The sequence below is a fragment of the Halomonas sp. 3D7M genome, from assembly GCF_014897885.1.
GTDB lineage: Bacteria > Pseudomonadota > Gammaproteobacteria > Pseudomonadales > Halomonadaceae > Vreelandella.
Genome location: NZ_JABUZF010000146.1, coordinates 1 through 5,900 on the forward strand (window position 1 = coordinate 1; position 5,900 = coordinate 5,900).

Here is a 5,900-nt window from a genome sequence, read left to right on the forward strand (position 1 = left end):
GCTGGCCCCGCCACCGACACACAAATCACATAGGCTGCCGTTGTTGGCACTTCCATTCCCAAAATCAGGCAGGCCAGTGCGGTTAACAACAGCGCAGGCCATAGCAGGTCATTTGAGAGCGATAAGATACCCGACGTGATTTTTACGCCAAGGCCTGTTAACGAGAGCACACCAATCACCAGAGAGGCACACAAAATAATCGCACCAATGGTGGCAATTTGCCGCCCTGCGGTCACCACTGCATCCGCTAAGCGATTTGCAAACCCAGTGATTGAGAAACGCAGCGTAACATCGACCAGCAGCAGTGCTGCGCCGGCAAATATCGCAATACTAGCGGCATATTGAGGTGTGTATCCGCCGTTAAAAATACGCTCTAACAGCAGTACAAATGGCACCGCAAAAAAGAGTGATGTGATGAGTACTTCTTTGGCGGCTGGCTGCTCGCTGGCATCAATCGGCTGCAAGTCATGACGCGTTGCGTAGGCATTAATGCCCATCCATACCGTCAGAAAATAGAGCACCGCCGGTAGCGTTGCTGCTGCCATGATTTGTGTGTAGGGCGTGCCGGTTAGCTCGACCATGACAAAGGCTCCCGCCCCCATCAGCGGTGGCATTATTTGCCCGCCTGAAGACGCCACCGCTTCTACTGCGCCGGCAAACGAACGCGGGTAGCGCAAACGTACCATAGAGGGAATCGTAATCGCCCCAGTAGAGGCAACGTTCGCCGAGGCTGAGCCTGAAATGGACCCCATCAGCGCCGACGAAATCACCGACACTTTAGCCGCACCACCGGTTAAGCGCCCAGCAACGGCACTCGCTAAATTCATGAAACCTTGGCCAGCTTCGCCAGCATTAAGCACCGCACCAAAGATCACAAAGATAGCCACGACACCCACGCTAACCCCCGTTAGCGAGCCCCAAAGCCCCCCCTTCCGCAATCGTCAGTGAACCCACCATGCTTTGCAGTGGCAACCCCGGGTGGCCAAATGCCCCCGGCACATACTGCCCGAAAGCGCCGTAAAGCAGTGCCAATAGCGCAACCAATGGCAACGGCCAACCGATCGCACGCCTTGCTGCCTCCAGGGCCAGCATAATTAAGAAAAGACCAATCGCCATCTGCAGATGGGTATCAATAAAGCCATACTGATTCGCCAGTGAGGCTTCGTTAAGCGCGATGTAGGCGCAAGCGGCTATCCCTAATAGCGTCAGCCCCCAGCCACTAATGCGCTGAAAAGGGGTTTTAGCCATATAAATCAACACCCAAGGCAGCAGTAGCGCCATATGCAATGGCCTGCTCACCAGGGCGGGCGTTAAACCGTAAAAAATCAGTCCTAAATGAAACCCAACGCTAATGACACCTAACGCAATCCAACCAGGGGACGCCACCGCATTAGGTGTGGCGTTATCAGCCGTCTGAGACGAAAAAAGAGCATGCATGCCGAGTTGCCTATCCCTATAAAACGACGCAACGGCCTACAGACCGTTGCGTATTATCAGTGCCAAAAAACGCTGCTAAGGCAGCCTTTATCGAAGAGCGTCAGGCACATCGACTCCCGCTTCTTCATAATAACGCAGTGCACCGGGGTGCAGCGTACCGGTCATATTACTCAGCATGTCGGGCGAGATACTGCTCCACCAAGCCGCTTCTTCAGCCATGGCATCGCGACGCTCCCAGAAGGTTTTTGTCAGGGCATACGCGGTATCGTCATCCATTTGTGAAGTTGTATAAGCGATGACCGGCAGTGACGTGGTTTTAACATCCTCATCCACACCTGGGTACGTGCCACCAGGAATCGTCTGACGAGCAGCGCCTGTTTGCGCTATCTGCTCATCGCTAAAGCTAACCAAGCTGATTGGCATGCTGGCAGCCGTTTCAATAACATTCGGGGTTGGGAAGGAGCTGGCCGTCACAAAGGCATCAATCTGACCATTTTTTAACGCATCTGGCCCACTTCCAATAGAAGCGTCAGCAACACGTACTTTCTCTTCCAGTCCAAATAGCTCTAGATACCGAGTAGCTTCCCGAGCGCCAAAAGTACCTCGGCCGATTAAGATGTGCTTATCTTCAAGCGCCGCCATATCGGTCACACCGCCATCGCCTGCGATCACAAAGTGCATGGTGATAGAGGGAATAGGAAATAGGCCGCGAATCTCTTGGAAGCGAGGATGCTGACGCTCGGCAAAAGCCCCTTCCCCAGCCATAGCCTGTTCAACTAAGGCTGGCGGCGTAGTGAATACATAGTTACCTTGCCGAGCCATCACCTCCATCACGTTCTGCACCGAGCCCTGGCTCTCTTCTAGGGTCAGGATAATGGCATCGTCAGTGCCTTGGCGCACTGCCTCAGAGAGCTCAACACCCATCTGGTAATAGGCGGTTCCCGCCGATGCTGATTTATAGGTAACCCGTGTTTCTGCTTGTGCTGTCATTGCCGCAGCGGCAAGGGCAAGCGTGGCAGCCGAGACGCCTAACGTGCGATAAAGGGAGCGAATTGAGTGGTGCATATGAGTTCCTTAACGTGTCCAACGGCCAGCTGTGTGGCCTCGTTTTTATTGACTGAAAGCGATGACAAAGGCTAAATTCCAAGCCTTTAGACGCGACATAATGATCAACCATACCAACGCAGCCATCAATATGGTCGCGCATGCTGCTCAATTTTATTACCGCCTGAAGATCGACCCACAACCCGCAAATATACCTACAAAGCGACGGAGACCAACAAATATCGTAAATCTATTATGTTTATCTGATTTATGATTAAACTCTTTACATTTATTTGGCCATTTTACTATTAGCTAAACGGATAATTTCCAAAAAAAAGACGTAATAACTTGCTTATCAAAGCATTTCATTCGGTTTAATTACGTATTGCAATGCAATATAACTTGTTAAACTAACGCCGCTTATTCCCCCTACCTTTTAACCAATATAAGGATAAATACGCCATGCCGACGTTACATAATGACCCAGGCCAGCTCCGAGTTTCTCGTTGCTGGCCTTTTTTGTTAGCAGCCTTATTATTATGCATTAGTCCTTCCGCTTTTGCAGTGACTGGAGATATCGACTTAACCTCCTCAACCGTCGGATTTTTTGCCGTAGCGATCTTCGTGCTTGCCTATGCCTTAGTAATGGCAGAAGAAAAGATCCACATGCGTAAGTCTAAACCGGTACTGGTTGCTGCCGGTATTATTTGGGGACTCATTGGCTGGGTGTACGTCCAAAACGGCATGTCCGATACGTCAGAGCATGCGTTTCGTGTGACACTTTTGGAGTTCACCGAGCTAATGCTGTTCCTGTTGGTAGCCATGACGTATATCAACGCCATGGAGGAGCGCCGTGTATTTGACGCCCTTCGCTCGTGGATGCTGCGCAAAGGCTTTAGCTACCGCCAGCTATTCTGGCTAACGGGCGGCCTTGCCTTTGTACTCTCTCCCATTGCCGATAACTTAACTACAGCGCTACTAATGTGTGCCGTTATCACCAAGGTTGCTGAAGGAGATAAACGCTTCATTAATCTCGCCTGTATCAACGTTGTGGTAGCCGCCAATGCCGGTGGTGCCTTTAGCCCCTTCGGCGATATCACCACGCTTATGGTCTGGCAAGCCGGTATTATCCAGTTCCAGGAATTTTTCATCCTCTTCCTGCCTGCCTTGGTAAACTTCCTGATTCCTGCGGTCATCATGAGTATATTTATTAAGGATCAGAAGCCCAGTAGCGTTTATGAAGATGTATGGCTCAAACGCGGTGCACGGCGAATTATTGCGCTGTTTTTGATCACTATTGCCACTGCTGTACTGTGCCATACGCTGCTGCACTTGCCGCCGGTACTCGGCATGATGACGGGTCTTGGCTACCTACAGTTTTTCGGCTATTACCTACGTCGCAGCCTGCCTCGCTCACTGGAACGCAAGCGTGAACGCTACAGCCGCCAAGGCGATAATAAAAAGCTTGAGCAGTTGGGTGGCGTGGTGCCGTTTGATGTTTTCAATCGTGTCGCCCGCGCCGAGTGGGACACACTGCTGTTCTTCTACGGGGTGGTTATGTGCGTAGGCGGCCTTGGCTTTATGGGCTACCTTGGCCTGCTTTCCGAAGCGCTTTACACCGGTTGGAACGCCACCTGGGCCAATATTATCTTGGGGGTTGTGTCAGCGGTAGTCGATAACATTCCGGTAATGTTCGCAGTACTGACCATGGAGCCTGAAATGTCCCACGGGCATTGGCTACTGATTACGTTGACGGCCGGTGTAGGGGGCAGCTTGCTCTCCATTGGCTCCGCAGCTGGGGTTGCCGTGATGGGGCAAGCGCGTGGCGCTTATACCTTTATGGGCCACCTACGCTGGGCACCGGCTATTTTTCTAGGCTACGTCGCCAGTATCATTGTGCATATGTGGCTTAACGCCAATAGCTTCGCCGTCTTTGGTTAACGAACGGTTGACACCAGTTCAAGCCCGCGTCACGCGCTAACAGGTGCTGCGCGGGCTTTTTAGTACGCCTCAAATAAATACTCAATTGGCGTCGGGCGGCCAAATAAATAGCCCTGATAGCGGTAACAGCCATGTCCTTTAAGCCAATCAAACTGCTCTTTTTTCTCGACGCCTTCAGCCACTACGGTTAAACCGAGACTGACCGCTAAAAGAATCGTGGTATCCACAATCGCCGCATCGGTTTTGTCCGTTAATAATTCGCGAATAAACGACTGATCGATCTTTAGCTCGTCCAACGGTAAGCGTTTCAGGTAGCTCAGCGACGAGTAGCCCGTGCCAAAATCATCCAGCGCGAAGCGAATACCTTGGGAACGAAGCTTTAACATGGTGCTACGTACTCGCGTGGGTTCGCTCATCAATAGGCTCTCCGTCACTTCCAGCACCAAACGACTCGGCGGTGCCTGGGTTAGTGCTAACAAGCTTTCTACATCACGTACGAACCCAGGCTGCTGGAACTGCACCGAACTCACGTTAACTGAGATAGTGAGTGCCTCATAAGCAGGCTGCTGCGCCCATTTTGCTAACTGTTCACAGGCTAATTTCAACACCCAGTGCCCAATAGGCAGAATCAACCCGTTTTCTTCCGCAAGAGGAATAAAGGTAGCTGGTGATACCCAGCCCCGCTGTGGGTGATACCAGCGTAATAAGGCCTCAACGCCAGTAGTGACGCCTTGATGATTAACCTGCACTTGGTAGTGTAGCGACAGCTCGTTGCGCTCTAAGGCTTGATGCAGATCCCCCTCAAGCCTAGCCCTCTCCAGCACACTGGTTTGCATCTCCATATTAAAAAAGCGCAACGAATTGCCACCAGCCGCTTTGGCTTGTTGAAGTGCCATGTCTGCTTGTTGTAAAACACTGTTCACACTCAACCCCAAACACTTAAACAGTGAAATACCAATGCTGGCGGTAATCGGCAGTGCCCGGTCGTTACGCAGCTTAGCAACCGCTTCTAAGAGCTGCCTTGCAAGGCGTTCAGCGTTGTGCGTTGCTTTACCTTGCTGTTCACCTAATGTATTTAACAGTACGACAAACTCATCGCTACTAAAGCGGGCAACGGTTGCCTCCTGGGGCAAATGTATTTGCAAATTTTGGGCGACATTAATCAGTAATTGATCGCCACTCTCGTGGCCCTGGATGTCATTCACCAATCTAAAATTATCTAAATCAACAATAAAGATTGCGCTGAAGTTTGTTGTGCAATTATTTTGATCCGTGGCATCGGCTAACGAGGCTGTAGAAAAACCCGATTTCGAGCCGTTTCCACTGCCTGTTGTCCTTATTCATTTACCCAGCTGGTCATCTGGCTGAGTAATCTTCATATCGGCATTTAGCCACTTGGGCGCCCAACTAAAGCTTGTTGAAGACGGCCTTTTGCTCTTAAAAAGCAACTTACCCCGCTCTAAGCCCTTCATGATGCG

At 51.1% G+C, this 5,900-nt stretch carries 2 protein-coding genes and 2 pseudogenes; 1 reads left to right on the top strand and 3 read right to left on the bottom strand.

From position 1 onward, the window contains the following. A pseudogene (locus INT22_RS07105) lies at nt 1-1,437 on the bottom strand (TRAP transporter permease); the annotation flags it as partial. An 87-nt stretch (nt 1,438-1,524) separates the two neighbouring features. Next, entirely contained in the window at nt 1,525-2,502 is a 978-nt protein-coding gene (locus tag INT22_RS07110; RefSeq protein WP_193060670.1) for a TAXI family TRAP transporter solute-binding subunit, read from the bottom strand. Nucleotides 2,503-2,943: 441 nt separating this feature from the next. On the opposite strand from INT22_RS07110, the gene nhaD reads away from it, so the two are divergent. Then, nucleotides 2,944-4,422, top strand: a complete 1,479-nt coding sequence (gene nhaD, locus INT22_RS07115; RefSeq protein ID WP_193060671.1) for a sodium:proton antiporter NhaD — start codon at nt 2,944-2,946, stop codon at nt 4,420-4,422. 59 nt (nt 4,423-4,481) lie between these two features. Here nhaD and INT22_RS21875 read toward each other — a convergent pair. Then, a pseudogene (locus INT22_RS21875) lies at nt 4,482-5,711 on the bottom strand (putative bifunctional diguanylate cyclase/phosphodiesterase); the annotation flags it as partial. Nucleotides 5,712-5,900: the final 189 nt, after the last annotated feature.

Coding starts and splice junctions, on each gene's coding strand:
- INT22_RS07110 (WP_193060670.1), bottom strand. CDS start 2,502: ATGCACCACTCAATTCGCTCCCTTTATCGCACGTTAGGCGTCTCGGCT.
- nhaD (WP_193060671.1), top strand. CDS start 2,944: ATGCCGACGTTACATAATGACCCAGGCCAGCTCCGAGTTTCTCGTTGC.